Below are 17,838 nucleotides of genomic sequence, written 5' to 3'. Positions count from 1 at the left end.
TGTCTGCGTCTGTCGATCGACAGCGACATCACTCGAATTTTATCGCGAGCAAATTCGTCTTTGTTTTCATAAGCCTCACTTTGATAACGCAAATGCTGACGGTATGCTTCTATGGCCAAGGAAAAGGCGCTGATAAATCAGCACCTTCTGAACCGTTGAACAATCGAGTGGGAATAGTTTCCACTCTCGCAGCGTTCCGACTATCGATAGTAAATCGATAAAAAGGCGGCGGAAATCCGGAACTGAGCGGCGGACAGCACCCGCCGCTGGTGAGTATTGCCGCTTGCGATAGCGGTTTGATGGAATGAGGTCCTGCGCTCAGGAGGAGGACCGGTTTACGCTGGCCTGCCAGCCCCGAGCGCTCGATCTTCAGGGTTGGAAATCGAAGCGATGGCCCGCGACGAAGGCGTCCCAAGACTGTCGGTCGGGAAAGTCGAGGCCGCCGGACCAGGCCGAGCCCATATAGTAGGTGAAGGGGCGCCCCGGCGTGACCCGCACGAGGATCAGATAGTTGTCGGCGTCCTCGGCGAAGCCTTCGACCGTGTCGGGATCGACCGCCAAGGCGATGCCCAGGCTGCCGTGTTCAGGACTGTCGGGTTCCCAGAACATCAGACGCCCGTTTTCGGCGTCGCGGGTGACGAACCCGGCGCCGTTCTCGTTACGTCGTTTGGAGATGCCGATGCCGACAATCAGCGGCGCGTCCGTGTTCGAGGTCAGCGTAGACGTCATGCGTGTGAAGTTGGACCCCAGCGGCAGGCTGAACTCGCGTGTCTCCGACACGGTGCGGACCACATCGACTGGCCAGGGGCGGTAGGCGACGCTGAAGCGCGCCTCGTCACCGCCGGTCTCCTCGATCTCAAAAGTCGAGAAATTGCGGCTGGTCCACAGCTTGTTGTCATACCAGATCCCGAGGCCGCCGGCTCCGCGTCCCCGCCCGACGTCGTAGTAGTCCAGCCCCTCGCCTCGATCGGTGTGATAGTTCGGGAACTTCAGCTGACGGTCCATGAAGGGGTAGCGGACGCGTTTGGCCCAGACGTCGATGCCAGAGCCGGAGGGCGCCTCGCGCGCCTCCAGCGCCGGGCCGTAGATACGGTGGGCGACGCGGTCGTTCTCCCACAGAAGATCGTCCAGCCGGTCGGGAGCAAAACGTGCGACGGCGCGCGGGATCTGCTCTTGCGGCGTCGGCGGGGTCAGTCGCTCGATGGTCGCGGGCCGGCCGAGGGCTGCGGGATCGTAAGACAGGGCGGCCGTGGCGCGCATCTCGGACTCACGCCGACGCGTCTCCTCGGGGCCCACGACGGTCACGGGCGCGGGGGGAACGGGGGTCGTGGCGGCGATGACCTCAGGGGTGTCGCGGACGGGTTCGGCTTCAGGAAGCGTTTGAGCCGGCCCGTTCAGGTCGGCGATCTCCAGGCCCGCCAGGATGTAGGTCCCGCTGGCGTAAAGACCCACGTCTCCCGGCGCCGTCGCGACCGGCTGGTCACCCGTCTTCTGGGCGGCGCCGACCAGACCGCTGGGCAGTACGTGGCGGTTCAGCGCGGCCCAGCCTTTCAGCACGTGAGGCAGGTAAACGTCGCGATCCAGAAGGCCGTGGTTGATGCCCCAGGCCAGGGCATAGACATAGAAGACCGAGCCCGAGGTCTCGGCCTCGGGATAGGTTTGGGGGTCAAGCAGACTGGCGCGCCACAGGCCGTCTTCCTGCTGAAGCCCGGCGATGCGGTCCGCCATCTTGCGAAACATGTCGATGTAGAACGGCCGGTCGGCGAAGTCCGCCGGCATCGATTCCAGCCAGCGCGCCAGGCCGCCCATGACCCAGCCGTTGGCGCGCGACCAATAGATGCGGTCGCCGTCGGCGTCGCGGTGGTTCTCATCCTTGAACCGCTCGTCACGCAGGAACAACTTCTCTTCGGGAACCCAGAGACGCTCCGCCGTGCGTCGCCATTCCTTGTTCGCCGCATTCAGATATTTGGGGTCGCCAGTGATGACCGACATCCGCGCCAGGACGGGCGGAGCCATGTAGAGGGCGTCGGCCCACCACCACACCAGGGCTGGCGTATCCTCTGCGCGGGCCAGGTATGGAACCTGCCAGTCCAGCCGCTGACGCAGCGGCATCAGCACGCCCTCCTGGCCGCGTCGGGCATAGAGTTCCTGATAAAGATCGCCGATGGCGATGTCGTCGGCGTTCAGAAGGGTCTTGCCCGACCGCGCGCCGCGGAGACTGTAGTTGTAGTGGTCGGCTACGGCGCTGAGGAAACGCAGCGTCTCGGGGTCATCCGAAACCCGCGCCAGGCGCGCCGCGCCGACATAGAAGGTCGCCGCCACCCAGTTCGACGACATCTGCGTCAGGTTGCTGCCGGTCGACAGGGCCAGTGGTTCGTCCGCCATCGCCGCGATCTGCGCGGAGGCGACATATTCCACCGCCGCCATAGTCTCCTGCCGCGACGGCAGGCCGGTCGCCTCGGTGTAGAGCGCGGGACGAGGACGGGGGGTCAACCATGCCGCCTCGACGCCTGGCGCCAAGACGGGGGCCGCCTGCGCCACAACGGAGCCGGGCAGGGCGACAGTCGACATCAGGGCGGCGATCAGGCCTACGCCGGCGCGAGAGGGCAGGGACATGAGCTTTTCCTCCGACGACGCATCCTGGCGTCGCTCTGTTTTCTTTGCGTCCAAAAGGGGGCGGCGCGGCATGGCAACCGGTGTCAATTCAAGTGCGGCCAATCGGCTGCGCATCTCCAGCGGCCTTGCCATGAGCATATCGTCCGTTATCGTGAGACGAAAGAACAGAATGTGGGAAATGTCCATTGTTAGCAAATCGCCGCACCCTCCTGCAGCTTGGCCTTACCGGGGCGCTGACCGCCGCGACGCCGGCGCTGGCCCAAGCGACGGCCGGAAAGATATTTGACGCGGCCGACTTCGGTGCAGTCGGCGACGGCGAGACGATCAACACACTCCGAATCCAAGCCGCCATTGATGCTGCGGCCGGGCAGGGCGGCGGGACAGTGGTTCTGAAGCCCGGCCTGTATCTGTCCGGCTCCCTGTTCGTGAAGTCCGGCGTGACCCTGATGATCGGGCGTGGGGCGACCATTCGGGGGCTTCAGGATGTCGCCGCCTATCCCCTGGTCCGCACCCGCGTCGCCGGGGTGGAGATGGACTGGCCCGCCGGCCTGCTGAACATCTATCAACAGCAGAACGCCAGGATCACCGGCGAGGGCCTGGTCGATGGCGACGGCAAGGTCTTCTGGGACAGCTATTGGGCCATGCGCCGGGACTATGACCCGCGCGACCTGCGCTGGGCCGCCGACTACGATTGCCGCCGCCCGCGCCTGATCCATATCTATGACTCGCAACAGGTCGAGGTGTCGGGCCTGAACCTGGCGCGGTCCGGCTTCTGGACCGTTCACGTCTGCTATTCGCGCGATGTGAAGGTCGCCGACCTGATCATCCGCAACAATCTGGGCGGCCGTGGTCCCTCGACCGACGGGATCGACATCGACTCGTCGGAGCGGGTGCTGGTCGAGCGTTGCGACCTGTCGGTCAACGACGACGCCATCTGCATCAAGGCCGGTCGCGACTGGGACGGCCTACGCGTCGCTCGCCCGTGCCGTCAGGTGAAGATCCGCGACTGCATCGTCCGCGACGCCCTGGCCGGCATGACCTTCGGTTCCGAGACCTCGGGCGGCTTCGACGACATCGAGGTTTCGGGCCTGCGGATCGAATACCCCGTGCCGCTGGGCATCTTCTTCAAGTCGGGCCACACGCGCGGCGGCGTCATCTCCAACATCCGCCTGCGCGACATCCATCTGCAGGACGTGCGAACGCTGATGCAGGTCAATTTGAACTGGTATCCGAACTACAGCTACGCCCAAATCCCGGCGGGTATCACCGACATCCCCGACTATTGGCGCGCCCTGGCCACGCCAGTCCCGCGCGAGCAGGGCATCCCCCGCATCCACGATGTCCGCCTGTCGAACATCAAGGCGGTCGGCGGCAAGGTCGGCTTCGCGGCCGCCGCCTATCCCGAGGCGCCGCTGAAGGATTTCACCTTCGAACGGCTGGACTGGGACGTGCAGGACGCAGGCGCCATCGCCAACGCCGAGAACTGGCGCTTCCGCGACTGCAAAATCGACACCCTCGACGGCAAGGGCCCCAAGGTGACGGACTCGATGGGTGTCACCGGCCTGCGCCCACGGGTCGCCTGACACCCGCCTGCAAACCTTAAGCGCCGAACAAAAAGAAGGCCCGGAGCGGTTCGCTCCGGGCCTCTAGTCTATCGCGCTAGAAGCGTCAGGGAGGGAAGATCAGTACTTCCAGCGCAATCCCACGGCGATCTCTCGGCCGGTGTGACGGTAGTCGGACACTCGGTCCGTCACATCGACGTAGCGATCTGTATAAGAGTCGGTCAGGTTGATGCCTTCGAGCGAGAAGGTCAGGTTCGGCGTGAACTCGTACGACATGGAGGCGTCGATATTGGTGGTGTCGTTGACGCCCTCTTCCGAGTTGCCGTTCGAGCCGGGGAAGGACAGCAGATACTGGCTTCGGTGCGCGACCGAGACGCGGGCCTGGAAGGGGCCGTCCTCATAATACAGGGTCGCGTTGGCGGTGTTCTTCGACTGGCCCGTCAGACGGTTCTTGCCGGCCGTGCCGTAGCTGACCTCGGAATCGACCCAGGTGACGTTGCCGGTGAAGCCGAAGTTGGACCACAGGCCGGGCAGGAAGGTGAAAGGCTGCTGGTACTGGATCTCGATCCCCTTCAGCGCCCCGCCTGCGCCGTTCAGGCGACGTGTGACCTGGAAAATGTCGGTCGGGGAGGCCGCGCCTTGCAGCAGTTCGTTCGGCAGGCCCAACTGGTTGTAGGGAATGCCCACCGTCTCGGACGTGATGAAGCTGTCGATGTCCTTGTAGAAGAGGGCGCCGGCCAGCAGGCCTTCATTCTGGAAATACCATTCGACCGAGAAGTCGTAGTTGGTGGCGCGGAACGGATCGAGCAGCGGGTTGCCGTAGGAGACGGTTCGCGTGGTCGGAGACACGCTGCCGCCTGGCGTAAGGTCGCCCAATGTCGGACGCGACATCACCTTGGCGGCGCCCAGGCGGATGACCAGGTCCTCACGCGGTTCCAGCGCCAGGTTGAAGGACGGAAGCACGTCTTCGTAGTCGTTCTCGGTCGTGACGTAGTCGTAGGTGGTGACGGGCGGCGTCCCTGCAACGATCGTCTGCCAACCCTTGGCCGTGACCTCGGTCTGGGCGTAGCGGATGCCGGCGTTGCCGCGCAGGACCATGCCGGCGACGGTCGTGTTGAAGTCCGCTTGCAGGAAGACGCCCTTGTCCGTCTCGTCCACTTCCCGCTCGCTGCGGTTGGCGACCAAGGGGTCGTCGTAGAAGCTGAGGAAGTCGGCGATCTTCGAGATGTCGGGAACGATGAACGACAGGTCGGAGCCCGCGCCCGCATCCACGCCGCCCGAGATGTCGACGACGCGACCGATGCTGTCCACGCCCGTCAGGCGGTCCGCGCCGGTCGGATTGGTCTTGGTGCGCGTCAGGCCGAAGGTCTCGAACCCATAGGTTCGGTATTCGCCGCCCAGCTTGAAGGTCAGCGAGTCGGACCAGTCGTAGGCCAGCGAACCGGCGCCGACCTGGTTGTCGAAATTGCCACCGGAGGTGCTGCGCGTGGCGTTGACCAGGGTGAAACGCTGACCTGAAGTGACGTCGAAGCCGTAGTTGATCGTCGGCTTGCGGTCATCCTCTCGGAAGTCGAAGCTGTAGCCGTTCACGCCAGCAGCCTCGAAGGCATAGGCGACGTTCATCGGCGTGCGCGCTTCCGAACGGTTGGCGCCGATCTTCAGATTGCCGTGCAGGCGGTCCGTGAAGTCGTGGCGCACGTTCAGCGACGCCTGGTAGAAGTTGCTTTCGTTACGCGTGAAGCCGTTCTCGGCCCGAACCAGCATGTTGTCGAAGACGCCGTACGACAGGATGTTCTTGTCTGCGTCGATCTCGTAGTCGCGCACCACGACGCTGTTCACATTGGCGCGACTGAACGACCAGGCCTCGATGTTGGGGCTTTCCAGTTCCGAGTTGAAGCGCGACCACAGCACGTCCACCACCGCCTCGGTGCGATCGCTGGGCCGCCATTGCAGCGAGCCGGTCATGCCCAGGCGATCTTCCTGAGTATTGCCGAGGGTGTAGCGGGGGATACGCGGATAGAAGGCATTCAGGACCGCATCACGCTGCGCCGTCGTCGTGCAGGGAATGCAGTTGCCGAAGTTCTGACCACGTCCGTAAGGCGAGCCGGTCACTGGATTGACGTCCAGCGGATTGCCCTTCTGCCAGCGCGTGGTGTTGAAGCTGCCTAGGATCGGCGAACGTTCGGAGTAGGCCACCGAGAGCAGGGCGCCGAATGTGCGGTCTTCGTTTGACCAGCTGAGCAGGCCCGCCAGACGCGGGATCGTCTTCTCCGACAGGTCGTTGTACGAGGCCTGCGCCGACAGGGCGGAGTTGAAGCCGCTGCCGCTGAAGTCCAGCGGGCGGCCGGTCTGCAGATCGACGGTCGCGCCCAGTGAGCCTTCCTCGATCTCGGCCGATTGGGTCTTGCGCACCTTGATGCTGTTGAACAGCTCGGACGCGAACATGGAGAAGTCGAAGCTGCGGTTGCGGTTGCCGCCTGATGCGGCCTGGGCTTCCAGGCCGTTGATGCGCGTGCGGGTGAAGTCGGAGCCCAGGCCGCGAACCGAGATGGTCGTGCCCTGGCCGTTGACGCGTTCAATGGTCACGCCGGGCAGGCGTTGAATGGCCTCGGCAAGGTTCTGATCAGGGAAGTCTGCCATGTCTTCGGCGAAGATGGCGTCCACGGCGCCGGCTTCGCTGCGCTTGATGTTCAGCGCCTGCTGCAGGCTGGAGCGGAAGCCGGTGACGACGATTTCATCGACGACGGTTGCGTCGTCCTGGACGGCTTCTCCCGTCACGGGCTCGGCGGCCGGGGCGGTCTGAGCCAGCGCCGACGAAGCGCCCATCAGGGCCGCCAGGGATACGCCAACGGCGCACAGAGTCCGGGTGTTGGTCCGTCGCATTCGTTCTCTCCCCATCCCGGCGGCCATCTGGCACCGGTGTCATTTTTTGATATGCTGTCGCGCATAGTCGGATTTGCGACGTGTCGTTTATTGCAACAGCTTCCCGCATTTTGCAACAAGCTGATGTCCGGGCCGGGACAATCCGTCGAAAATTCTCGACAAAACCTCGACAACTCAGGCGTCGGGTCTCGACAAGTTGTCGATGTTTCTAGGCGCGGCGCTCGACTTCGACGGCATAGACGTGGTTGGCGCCGTGCATGTTCGACACGAAGACGATCCATTTGGCGTCCGGCGTGAAGGTCAGATTCGGCTCCAGCCGGTAGTCGTGGTTCGACAGGTCCACCAGCCGTTCCGACCGCAGATATTCGACGAAGATCTGGTCGTCCTTGTCGCTGGACGGATCGGCGTCGACGATCGGTTCGGGACGCAGCAGGACGATCCATTTGCCGTCGGGCGCATGGGCGACCATGTCGCCGTCGCCGCCGTCGCCGGCGAACAGGGTCCCTTCCGGCGAGACGTTGTAGTGGACGGACCAGTCGTTCTGCTCGACGCGGCGATAGACGCGACGGCCCGTCTCCAGATCGACCGAGGCGACCCAGAAGACCTGACCGCGCGGGGTCTGCAGGTCATAGAGCACCTGCTTTCCGTCCGGGCTGAACCATTCGTGGCCGAAGATCTCGAAGTTCATCGTCCGCTGGTGGGTCTTCCTCAGGCCCGTGCCGTCGGCGCGGATGGCCCACATCCGGTCCACCCGGTGCCAGGGGCCTTCGTGGCAGAAGATGATCTGCTGCGGATCTGTGGGTGAGAACTGGGTGTGGCCGATCCATTCGTTGGTCTTGTGGATCACGCGCCGCTCGCCCGTCGCCAGATCGATGACGAAGATCTCCATCGGATAGCGGGCGGCCCAGCGCTGGAGCATCCGCACGCCCTTGGCGCGGGCGAAGTTCAGCGGTTTTCCGTCCGGCCCATTGGCTTCGTATTCGGCCTGGTCGAAGCGGCGATTGCGGGGATCGGGCACGGTCGGTTGAAGCGGCTGGCTGTCGTAGGCGACGAAGCCCAGCAGCAGGGTCTCGTCGGCGTTGACCGAGTTGATTTGGCCGTTCGGAATCCGGCCGATTTCGCGACGTTGTTTGGTGTCGGCGTCGATGACGAACAGGGTCTTGGCGCGGTCCATCAACTGGCCTTCGCCAGGCGCGGTGACGGAATAATAGACGTTGCGGCTCTTGCGGCCGGTGAACATCAGGTCGGCGTCGTGATCGGGGACCAGGACGCTGACGGCCCAGCTCGCCAGATCGACGGTCGAGATGCCCTGGGGCGTCGAGATGACCATCAGGTCGGGCTCGCCGGCCTTGGGCGGCAGGAACATGTTCTTGTAGAAATAGGGCTTTCCGCCGCCGCCGTCGGGCGAGACGCGGCGGATAAGGTGGCCGGTCTTGGGATCGACCCACTCGGTGGGCACGGGGCCGTCCCAGCGCGGCCGTTCGATCGGCGTTTCCTGGGTCGAGGGCGGTGCGGTGTTGGGCGCGGGCCAGACGGGGGTCTGGCCCGGCGCAGGCGGGGCGGCGGGCACGGCCTGGTGGGCCTGAGCGGTCGTCGTGGCGAAGGCGCCGACGGCGGGGGCCGCGAACAAGGCTTTCAGGGCGGTGCGTCTGGAGGTCGTCATTGGGGGCGTTCCTCTCGGTTTCTTTTTGATTACGGCGCGGGGGTCAGGCCTTCGACCCGGACGGTCCAGCCGTCCTTCGGAAAGCCGGGGGCGTGGCCGCTCGATCCGTCCCAGCCCGCCGCCATCAGGCCGACAGCCATCAGCAGCGACCCATTGGACGGGAAATAGGTCTCGGCGGCGCGGCGATAGCCGGGACCGTCGGGATTGACCGCCATCTCGACGCCGCCGGCGCCGGCCGAGACGGGGACGAGTTCGTCCGCGTGCTCGTCCAGGTGAACGCGCGGGGTCATGCCGGTGACGCCCCATTGATTGTTTTTCAGGTCGGCGAACAGCCAATCGACGGCCTTTTCCGGCTCGCCGATGCGGGCCGCGGTCATGGCCATCATCGGGAAGTCCCAACCCCAGGTCTGGCGCACGTCCCAGGTCTGCTCCACCGCCTCGAAGGTGCGGCGCATGGCGGCGGGATCGATCCGCGCGCCGGGGATGAAGCCATAGGCCATCAGGAAGGAGGGGTGGTCGCGGTTCTTGCACTGGGCGGCCGCCGCGTGCTTGCGGCAGGCGTCGGACATGGCTGTTTCCCAGAAGTCCGGCAGGTTCTCGATCGGCAGATACAGGCCGTCCTTAATCGGCGGCGGCGCGATCTTGGCGAGGGCCTGATCCCAGTCGGCGCGGCGGGCCTGGCCCTCGCGTTCACGCCAGGCTTGCGCGGTTTCCAGCGCCCAGCGGAAATACTCGACCTCGAAGGTCGGGTTCACCGTGGTCAGGGGATCGTAGTTCTCCTGGGCCGGGATCATCGGCGTGCCCAGGTTCAGCCGGCCGCCGTGTTCGATGGGCCAGGAGGCCAACAGGTCGGCGGTCGCCTCGACCACCTCGCCATATCGATCCAGCACGGCCGGATCCTTTTCGGCGCGCCAGACCAGTTCGGCCAGCAGGATCGGATGCGGCTGCTGCCACATGATGAAGGGCGAGACCAGGCTGGGGCTGTTGCGGCCCTCGGGCCCGACCATCTTGGGCCACCAGGCGCCCTTCACATGGTGACGGGCGGCTTCGGCGCGGGCGTTGTCCAGATTGCCGACATACCAGGGCAGGCTGCGCTCCAGCATGTCGGGGTGGCCCCACATGGCCTGCCAGCCGGCGTGCCAAGGGTGCATTTCCAGGTGGAACTTGCCGTACCAGCTGTTGGAAAACAGCCCTTCTTCCTGCGGGGGCAATTCGCCGGCGCCGTTCACGGCTGACAGATACTGTGACAGGACAACGCGACGTTCCAGCTCGGCCGCGCGCGGGTCGGTCGAGCCCGTGAAATCCACGGCGCCGCCCTGGGTCCAGAAGCGGTTCCAGTGGGCGGTCGTCGCCTGGACGCCGGCGCTGTAGGCGGGCGTGGCGGGCGTCTGGGCCTGTTGGTCGAAGCGGACCATGACGGTCAGCCGGTCGCGACCAGCGGCGGCCACGCGGAAGGTGTCGGCGCCGCTCTGTTCGATCTTACCGGAAGCGGTGATGCCGGAATAATAGGTGGTGTCGTCCAAGGTGCGGCGAATGCGGACGTCGCCCGTGTCGTGGGCGACGACGCTCAGGCTTTGCGCGCCCGACGCCTCGAACGTCGTCGGGTCGGGATTGATGGCGGGGTTCACGCCGGGATAGCGGACCTGGACGCCCAGACCATTGGCTGCAACGAGAGGCGAGGCGATCTCGACCATGACGATGTCCAGCGTCGGGTGGACGCGGGTGACGACCTCGACCGGCTGGCCGTCATAGGTGAAGCGGCTGGTCAGAGCGCCGGACCACAGGTCCAGCGTCTGGCGCGTGTCGGAGACCTTTGCGAAGTCCAGCGGCTGGCCGTCGGCGAAGGTCAGGCCGATGCGGCTGAGCGAGAACCGATGCGGATTTGCCCGCAGCCAGGTGTAGGCGGGCTGGGTTTCCGCCACGTCCCATGATTTCATCCAGGCATAGGGCTGTTCGCCCCGACCCGGCACGGGCACGTCGATCAGGCCGTCCTGTTCGGTATAGCCGTTCGGATTGGGAAAGCTGTGCCAAGCCCACTGGGCCATGGTCAGCAGGGGCGACAGTTCCGAATACTGTTCCGGGAAGGTCTGGAGCCCGGTGATGTCGGCGGTGAAGCCCAGGTCGCCATTGCCCAGCATGATCGGGGCATGGCGGTCGATGGCGGTCAGGCTGACGTTGTGGCGCGTGACCAGGGCGTGACGATCTATCGGCGCGGCGGGCGCGACGGCGGCGGTAGGCGTCACCGTCTGGGCGCAGGCGGCTGTGGGGCCGGCCAGCAGGGTGAAGGCGAGCAGGGCGGTGCGAAGACGCATCAGGCGGCATCCTTCTTCAGTCCAAGGCCGGCGCCCTTCCAACCGTACCAGGCGACGACGGCGAAGCAGACGGCGGGCAGCAGGAAGGCGACGTTGGCGCCGTACAAGTCCGCGATCTTGCCCATGGGCCAAGGCAGTAGGACGCCGCCGCCGATGGCCATGACCATCAGGGACGAGGCCTTCTTGGTCCCGGCGCCAAGGCCGGTGGTGCCCAGGGCGAAGATGGTGGCGAACATGGTGGACATGAAGAAGAAGACGGCCAGCAGGGCGATGGGCGAGACCTTGTCGATGCCGGCGGCAACGACCAGGGTCAGGACGACGTTGATCACGCCATAGGTGGTCAGCAGGACGCGGGGCCTGACCTTCAGCAGCAGGGCGGTGGCGAAGAAGCGACCGACCAGATAGCCGATGGCCGCCAGCGACAGCATGAAGGCGCCTTGCTGCGACGTGAGGCCCTGCCAGTTGTGGGTCACCAGATTGATGAAATAGGCGCCGATGCCGACCTGGGCGCCGATGTAGAGGGCCTGGGTGATCACGCCGGCGATGAAGTGCGGCTGCTTCGACAGGGGCAGGGCGGGGGCGTCGCCCTCAACCGCGTTTCCGTGGTCCGACAGGCCGGTCTCCGGCAGGCGGGCGCGCCAGACGGCGAGGGCGAACAGGACCACGCCGACGGCGATCAGGCCGTAGACGATCTGGATCGAGCGGGTCGCGCCGCCCAGGGCTTCGGTCGTGGTCGGGCTGAAGAAGACGGCGCCGCCGATCAGCGGGCCGAAGAAGACGCCCAGGGCATTGAACGACTGGGCCAGGTTCAGCCGCTGCGAGGCCTTGGCTGGATCGCCCAGGACGTTGACGTAGGTATCGGCGCTGGTCTCCAGGATGCACAGGCCGGCGGCGAGCACGAACATCGAGCCGACGAAGGGCAGGAAGGCGCCCGCGCCCGCCGCCGGAATGAACAACAGGGCGCCGATGGCGGTGACCGCCAGGCCCGACACGATGCCGAACTTGTAGCCTCGCGCATGCAGCAACATGCCCGCCGGGATCGACAGCAGCAGATAGGCGCCGAAATAGGCGATCTGCAGCCAGGCGCTGTCGGCCTGACTGATGCTCAGCGTCTCCTGAAAATGCTTGTTCAGCACGTCCAGCAGACCGTAGGCCAGGCCCCAGATCAGGAAACAGGCGATGGCGAAGGCCAGCGGCCCCTTCAGCGAACCGGCGGGTTTGGCCAGGCCTCCGGGGGTGTGGGCGGCGTCGGTCTCGATGACCATGGGGTTACTCTCCTGGATTTCCTCGGGCCTAGCCGTCTTGCTGCGGCTTCGGCGGACTGGGTGTCAGATGCGGTAGATCGCCTCGGCGTTGGCGGCGAACAGGCGGTCGCGTTCGTCGGCCGAGAAGTCGGCCGTGATCGTGGCGAAGGCGGAGTAGAAGGCGTCGAAGCTTCCGTGGACGCTCTCGACCGGGAAGTCGGAGGCGAACATGGCCCGCTCGGTCCCGAAGACGTCGATGCAGTCCAGAACGACGGGGCGGATGCTGTCGGGTGTCCACGTGCGGTCGGTGATGCCCAGGCCCGAGATCTTGATCGAGACCTGGGGCTGGGCGGCCAGCAGGCGCAGGCCCGTACGCCAGCGCTCCATGCCGATGTCGTCGCGGTCGGTCGGCAGGCCGGCGTGATTGACGATCATGGGGATGTCGGGATGGCGCGCGGCGATGATGGCGGCGGTCCCCATCTGCGATGGATAGAGCTGAAGGTCGAACGACAGACCGTGACGCGCCAGCTTGGCGAAGCCCTCGACCCACTGCGGATCGCGCAGCAGGTCGCGGTCGGTATAGGTCTTCAGCGGATCCTCGTGCCAGCAGACGATCTGGCGGATCCCGCGCACGTGCGGCCGGGCGGCGTGGGCCTCCAGCAGGGCGTCGAGGTCGGGGTCGAGCAGGTCGGCGCCGGCGACGATTGCGTGCGGATAGCCGTAGTCATCCGCCAGCGACTGGAGCCAATCGGTTTCGGCCAGTTGCCGGCCGATGGGCTGGCCGGCCTCGATGTGGACGATCTTGTCCACGCGCCAGCCGGCCGTGTCGGCGAGGTAGTCCTTTAGCAGATAGTTCTCGTGCGCGATGGGCGACATGTCCCCCGCCGGATTGTTCGGCAGGGGATCGTCCTGAAGCCAGCCATAGCGCGCCCGCGACAGGTCCCACAGGTGGACGTGGCCATCGACGATACGAAGATCAGAAGCCACCCGCGCGCGCCTAGTAGGTCGTGCGTCCGCCCGACGTGTCGAACGTCGAGGCGGTGGTGAAGCTGCATTCTTCCGAGGCCATGAAACAGACCATGGCGGCGCTCTCATCGACCTCGCCCAGACGGCCCATGGGGATCTTGGAGCGCATGTAGTCGACCTGGCTTTGCGGCATCTGGGCCAGGATCGGGCTTTCAAAGGTGGCGGGGGTCAGGCTGTTGGCGATGACGCCCTTGCCGGCCAGTTCCTTGCCCAGCGACTTGGTGAAACCGATCACGCCTGCCTTGGACGCCGAATAGGCGCTGGCGTTGGGATTGCCTTCCTTGCCGGCGACCGAGGCCACATTGACGATGCGGCCATAGCCGTTGGCCAACATGAAGGGCACGATGGCGCGCGAGCAGTAGAAGACGCCGTTCAGATTGATGTCGACGACCCGCTTCCAGCTGTCGATCGGGAATTCGTGCACCGGCACGGTGGCGCCGGTGATGCCGGCCGAGGCGATCAGGATGTCGATGCGGCCCAGGGCCGTGTTCGATTGCTCGGCCGCCGCAGCGACGGCGTCGGCGTCAGACACGTCCAGGGCCACGACGTGGGTCGCGCCGACCTCTTCGGCCGTCGCCTTCAGCGCATCGGCGTTCAGGTCCCACAGCACGACCATGCCGCCCTCGGCGACGATGCGGGCGGCCGAGGCCTTTCCCAGGCCCGAGGCGCCGCCGGTGACGACGGCGGTGCGGCCTTCGAACCGCCCTTTGTAAGCACTCATCGGGTCCATTCCACGAAGGTCTGGCCCTGTTCGCCCAGCTTCTGGATGCCCAGGCGAACCGTGTCGCCGGGCTTCAGATACAGGGGCGGCTTCTGGCCCAGGCCGACGCCGGGCGGGGTGCCGGTGGTGATCAGGTCGCCGGGCTCCAGCGTCATGAACTCCGACAGATAGGAGACGATCTCGGCGACGCCGAAGATCATGGTCTTGGTGTTGCCGGTCTGCATCCGCTTGCCGTTCAGGTCCAGCCACATGTCCAGGTTATGAACGTCGCCGACCTCGTCGGTGGTGACGAGCCAGGGGCCGACGGGGCCGAAGGTGTCGCAACCCTTGCCCTTGTCCCAGGTGCCGCCGCGCTCGGTCTGATAGGCGCGCTCGGACACGTCGTTGATCAGCACATAGCCGGCGACGTGATCCAGCGCCTCGTCCTGGGTGACGTAGGTGGCGGGCTTGCCGATCACGATGCCCAGCTCGACTTCCCAGTCGGTCTTTTCCGAGCCGCGGGGAATGATCACGTCGTCATTCGGCCCGTTCAGGCAGGTGATGGCCTTGGTGAAGACGACGGGTTCGGCCGGGATGGGCAGGTTGGATTCGGCGGCATGGTCGGCGAAGTTCAGGCCGATGGCGATGAATTTGCGGCTGCCGTTGACCGGCACGCCATAGCGGGGCTCGCCTTCGACGAGGGGAAGGGTGGTCGGGTCGATGGCCTTCAGCGCCTCCAGCGCCGCGCCATGCAGTTGATCCGGCGTGATGTCGGCGACAACGCCCGACAGGTCGCGGATGCGCCCCTCGGCGTCCAGCGTGCCCGGCTTTTCCTGGCCCTTGGGACCATAACGCAGCAGTTTCATTCTTGAGTGTCTTTCGTCTTAGCGCGCGTAGGGGCGAAGCAGGGCGATGTCGCGGTTCAGCTCGACGCCGAACCCGGGCGTGTCGGGCACCTTCAGCCTGCCGTTCACGGGAACCGGCTCGCCGATCAGTTGCGGATGGAACATGGGCACCACCTCGTCGGCGCCGGGGGCCATCATCAGGAACTCCGCGAACGGGCTGTTATGGCGCGTCACGACGAAGTGGTAGGAATAGACCGACGATCCATGCGGGATCATCAGCACGCCCTTGGCGTCGGCCATGGCGGAAATCTTGATCAGTTCGGTCACGCCGCCGCACCAGCCCACGTCCGGCTGGATGATGTCGCAGCACTCCATCTCCAGCAGCATGCGGAAGCCCCAGCGGGTCGCCTCGTGCTCGCCGGTGGTGACCAGCATCCCCTTGGGCGCATTCTTCTTCAGCGCCTGATAGCCCCAGTAGTCGTCGGGGCTCAGCGCCTCCTCGATCCACTTGAGCCCGAGCTTGTGTGCTTCATGCGCCAGGCGGGTGGCGTAGTTCAGGTCCAGCGCCATCCAGCAGTCGAACATCAACCAGAAGTCGTCGCCGCAAGCGTTGCGCATGGCTTCCAGCTCGGCCAGATTCTTGCGCAGACCTTCCTCGCCTTCGGCGGGGCCGTGGTGCAGGGGCATCTTTCCGCCGATGAAGCCCAACTCCTTGGCTTTGTCGGGCCGCGCGCCGGTGGCGTAGAAGGTCAGCTCGTCGCGCACCGCCCCGCCCAGCATGGCGAAGACCGGCTCCTGACGCAGGCGGCCCAGCAGATCCCACAGGGCCAGATCGACGCCCGAGATGGCGTTCACGACCAAACCTTTGCGGCCATAGTACTGGGTCGAGAAATACATCTGGTCCCAGATCTTCTCGACCTCGGACGGATCGCGACCCTCCAGGAAACGGGCCAGATGCTTCTCCACGATGTAGGCGGCGGGTTCACCCCCGGTCGTCACCGCGAAACCGACCACGCCATTCTCGGCCTCGATCTCGACGACCAGGGTGCCTAGCACATTGATGCCGAAGCTGCGGCGGCTCTGGCGATATTCGGGGTATTTCGCCATCGGCGTAGCGATATGGTCGTCGATCCAGTGACCGTCACCCTGATCGTGATAGTCGGCCCCACCGCCGGTTCCTTCGTTCTTCACGACGAAGGCGCGGACGTGTTTGATCTTCGGAAGGCGGCTCATTGAGAAATCACCGGCATCTGGTGATTTGCTCCCATCATGCGGGATTTCACTGGCTTTCCTCCGTGCGCCGCGTCAAACTCGATCCTGTTTTCCGGACAAGCTTGCGTGTTTTGCTACATTCTGAGAATGAGGATTACGAAATGGGACGAGTGGCGTCAATCAAGACCGCACAGGTCGATGGGGAAGAAGAAGTCGGCGCCAAGGCGTCCGGCAGTCAGACCCTGCTGCGCGGCCTGGACGTGATCGACGCCCTGATGGAGGGCTCTCTGCCTCTGGCCGAGCTGTCCGAGAAGCTGGACCTGACCCGCAGCACGACCCACCGCCTGGCCTCTGCCCTGGTGGATCGTCGCCTGCTGTCGTTCCGCCCGCGAGAGGGCTACAGCCTGGGTCCGAAACTGCTGGAGCTGGGCCATGCCGCCAGCCAGCAGATGCATCTGCCGCGCGTCGCCCGGCCCTGGCTGGAACAGCTGTCGGCCCAGACCGACGATACGGTTCATCTGGGCGTCCTGGACGGTCGCCACGCTCTCTATCTGGACAAGGTCGCCGGTCGCCGCCGCATCAACATCGGCTCGCGCCTGGGCGAACGGCATCCCATCGCCTCGACCGGTCTGGGCAAGGCCCTGATTCTCGACAAGTCCGAGCCTGAGTGGATCGACTTCTATGCGCCCGAGGGTGCGCCCTATGATTCGTCGGCCCGCGCCGTCTGGCTGGAGCGGATGCACGGCTATGCCCAGAAGGGCTACGCTTTCGACCTGGAAGAGAACGAGGACCAGATCCGCTGCGTCGCCGCCCCGATCCGTTCGGTCGATGGCCATATCGTCGCCGCGCTCAGCGTCTCCTCGGCCGCCCAATACATGTCCGACGCCCGGATGACGGAACTGACCAAGACCGTCACCGACGCCGCCAACGCCATCAGCGCCGACCTCGGTTGGTTGCCGAAACCCTGAACACAGTAAAACGTCGGAGCCCGCATGCTGCTTGAAAACAAGGTCGTCCTGATCACGGGCGCATCGCGGGGTATTGGACGGGCGACGGCGATAGAAGCCGCACGCCAGGGCGCGAACGTCGCCCTCAACACCTACAAGGACGAGGCCGTCGCCGCCGAGGTGGTCGCCAAGATCAAGGCCCTGGGCCGTAAGGCCATCGTGGTCGACGCCGACGTGGCCCAACCGGACAGCGCGACGACCTTCGTGAATGCGGCGGTCGAGGCGTTCGGGCGCGTGGACGTCTTCGTCTCCAACGCCGGCATCTGTCCGTTTCACGCCTTCCTCGACATGCCAGTCGAGACCCTGCGCCGCACGATGGAGGTCAATCTGCACGGGGCCTATTTCATGACCCAGGCGGCGGCGAACCAGATGGTGAAACAAGGCCAAGATTCCGAGGGAAGGGGCGGGGCCATCGTCGCCATCAGCTCGATCTCGGCCCTGGTCGGCGGCGAGATGCAGACCCATTACACCCCGACAAAGGCGGGGGTGCACAGCTTGATGCAATCCTGCGCCGTCGCCCTGGGGCGTCACGGCATCCGCTGCAACTCGGTCCTGCCAGGCACCATCGCCACCGACATCAACAAGGACGATCTCGCCGACCCGACCAAGCGTGAATACATGGAGGGCCGCATCCCCCTGGGGCGTCTGGGCAAGCCCGAGGACATCGCCTCGGTCGTCGCCTTCCTGGCCTCGGACATGGCGGCCTACATGTCCGGCGCGGCGTTGCTGGTTGACGGCGGCGCCTTCGCCAACTTCCAGTAGGACGGG

The 17,838-nt window shown here is 65.4% G+C and carries 12 protein-coding genes; 3 read left to right on the top strand and 9 right to left on the bottom strand.

Annotated elements, in window-relative coordinates:
* Positions 1-369: 369 nt before the first annotated feature.
* Positions 370-2,616: a glycoside hydrolase family 88 protein gene (locus tag ACP7BH_RS05550; RefSeq protein ID WP_425982995.1), complete on the bottom strand. Its 2,247-nt coding sequence runs from the start codon at positions 2,614-2,616 to the stop codon at positions 370-372.
* A gap of 185 nt (positions 2,617-2,801) precedes the next feature.
* Between ACP7BH_RS05550 and ACP7BH_RS05545 the strand changes: the two genes are divergently transcribed.
* Complete coding sequence (locus tag ACP7BH_RS05545; protein ID WP_425982997.1) at positions 2,802-4,199, top strand: glycoside hydrolase family 28 protein; 1,398 nt, start codon at positions 2,802-2,804, stop codon at positions 4,197-4,199.
* A 99-nt stretch (positions 4,200-4,298) separates the two neighbouring features.
* On the opposite strand, the gene ACP7BH_RS05540 is transcribed toward ACP7BH_RS05545, so the two are convergent.
* From ACP7BH_RS05540 to rhmD, 8 genes are all read right to left on the bottom strand, one after another.
* On the bottom strand, positions 4,299-7,061 hold the full coding sequence (locus ACP7BH_RS05540; RefSeq protein ID WP_425982999.1) for a TonB-dependent receptor: 2,763 nt from the start codon (positions 7,059-7,061) through the stop codon (positions 4,299-4,301).
* Positions 7,062-7,269: 208 nt separating this feature from the next.
* Positions 7,270-8,724, bottom strand: coding sequence for an oligogalacturonate lyase family protein (locus ACP7BH_RS05535; RefSeq protein WP_425983001.1), 1,455 nt, complete (start codon positions 8,722-8,724; stop codon positions 7,270-7,272).
* Between the two features lie 29 nt (positions 8,725-8,753).
* A complete protein-coding gene (locus ACP7BH_RS05530; RefSeq protein WP_425983003.1) occupies positions 8,754-11,036 on the bottom strand; it encodes a hypothetical protein in 2,283 nt (760 codons plus the stop codon).
* Positions 11,036-12,301: a sugar MFS transporter gene (locus ACP7BH_RS05525; RefSeq protein WP_425983005.1), complete on the bottom strand. Its 1,266-nt coding sequence runs from the start codon at positions 12,299-12,301 to the stop codon at positions 11,036-11,038. Before ACP7BH_RS05525 ends, ACP7BH_RS05530 begins: the two co-directional genes overlap by 1 nt.
* A gap of 63 nt (positions 12,302-12,364) precedes the next feature.
* Positions 12,365-13,267, bottom strand: a complete 903-nt coding sequence (locus ACP7BH_RS05520) for an amidohydrolase family protein (protein ID WP_425983007.1) — start codon at positions 13,265-13,267, stop codon at positions 12,365-12,367.
* Between the two features lie 10 nt (positions 13,268-13,277).
* Positions 13,278-14,027, bottom strand: a complete 750-nt coding sequence (locus ACP7BH_RS05515; RefSeq protein ID WP_425983009.1) for an SDR family NAD(P)-dependent oxidoreductase — start codon at positions 14,025-14,027, stop codon at positions 13,278-13,280.
* Entirely contained in the window at positions 14,024-14,872 is an 849-nt protein-coding gene (locus tag ACP7BH_RS05510) for a fumarylacetoacetate hydrolase family protein (RefSeq protein WP_425983011.1), read from the bottom strand. Before ACP7BH_RS05510 ends, ACP7BH_RS05515 begins: the two co-directional genes overlap by 4 nt.
* A gap of 18 nt (positions 14,873-14,890) precedes the next feature.
* Positions 14,891-16,084, bottom strand: coding sequence for an L-rhamnonate dehydratase (gene rhmD, locus ACP7BH_RS05505; protein WP_425983013.1), 1,194 nt, complete (start codon positions 16,082-16,084; stop codon positions 14,891-14,893).
* A 149-nt stretch (positions 16,085-16,233) separates the two neighbouring features.
* Here rhmD and ACP7BH_RS05500 point away from each other — a divergent pair, with 149 nt between their 5' ends.
* Positions 16,234-17,031, top strand: coding sequence for an IclR family transcriptional regulator (locus tag ACP7BH_RS05500; RefSeq protein ID WP_209308097.1), 798 nt, complete (start codon positions 16,234-16,236; stop codon positions 17,029-17,031).
* Between the two features lie 24 nt (positions 17,032-17,055).
* Positions 17,056-17,832 (top strand): SDR family NAD(P)-dependent oxidoreductase, encoded by a 777-nt coding sequence (locus ACP7BH_RS05495; RefSeq protein ID WP_425983014.1) that lies wholly within the window; start codon positions 17,056-17,058, stop codon positions 17,830-17,832.
* The last annotated feature ends 6 nt before the right edge of the window (positions 17,833-17,838 follow it).

The organism is Brevundimonas sp. TWP2-1, assembly GCF_049897645.1.
Classification (GTDB): Bacteria; Pseudomonadota; Alphaproteobacteria; order Caulobacterales; family Caulobacteraceae; genus Brevundimonas.
Note: the sequence above shows the minus strand (reverse complement) of the source record. Positions and strands in the feature narration are given on the sequence as shown.